This is a genomic window from Streptomyces sp. C (assembly GCF_000158895.1).
GTDB lineage: Bacteria > Actinomycetota > Actinomycetes > Streptomycetales > Streptomycetaceae > Streptomyces > Streptomyces racemochromogenes.
The window spans coordinates 7131251-7131995 of sequence record NZ_GG657750.1 but is presented as its reverse complement, the minus strand read 5'-3'; the positions used below and the strand labels follow the sequence as shown (position 1 = coordinate 7131995).

Annotated in this window: 1 protein-coding gene and 1 pseudogene; both read right to left on the bottom strand. The window is 78.4% G+C overall.

Annotated elements, in window-relative coordinates:
• Positions 1–369, bottom strand: a pseudogene (locus tag SSNG_RS31885) (alpha/beta hydrolase); the annotation flags it as partial.
• A 72-nt stretch (positions 370–441) separates the two neighbouring features.
• Positions 442–745, bottom strand: a 304-nt coding sequence (locus tag SSNG_RS31880; protein ID WP_042802478.1) for an amidohydrolase family protein, incomplete at its 5' end; no start/stop codon positions are given.

Sequence of the window (745 nt, the reverse complement as noted above, 5' to 3'; positions counted from 1 at the left end):
GCGCCGCCGAGCTGCTGCTGGAGGGCGGCGCCCTTCTGGGTGAGGCGCTGGACGCCGGAGCCCGCCCGGGCCGCCGGGGATCACGACGAGGGTGCCGCGGCGGGCCTGGGGGCGGTCGCTGCGGATCCGGGAGACGGCGACCTTGATCTGGGGGCCCGCGGGGTCGTCGTAGTCGAGGGGGACGGGGAGGTCGGCGCACTCCTGGCCGGCGGGGCCGCCGGGCTTGGCGCAGGGGTGCCAGGCGAGGGCGGGCGCCTCGGCGCGGGGGCCCGGGGCCGCCTGGGCGGGGAGGGTGGCGGCGGTGACCGCGGTGGCGGCGGCCGCGGCGGAGAGGGCGAGCAGGAGGGCCTTGTTCCGGGGGTTCGTCATGGGGCAAGCCTCGTGCAGCCCGCCCCGGCGTCCCATCCGGCAGACCGGCTTCCGGGGGTGGGGGTAACCCCCCTACAGGAAGCGCCCGTTGACCCGGTGGGCGGTGCAGCAGGAGTCGCGGTGCAGCTGGCGCAGGACGGGCCGCCAGGTCTGCTCCGGGGCCGGGGCGGCGGGGTCGGGGTAGGCCGCTTCCAGGTCGGCGCGTGCGTACGGGGTGCCGGCGCGCAGGACGGCCCGTACGCGGACCAGGTCTGCGAAGTCGGTGAAGGGGTCGCCGTCGACGAGGGTGAGGTCGGCGAGTTTGCCGGGTTCGGCGGTGCCGAGGTGGGCTTCGGCGCCGTAGACGCGGGCGGGGGTGCGGGTGGCGGTGGTGAGG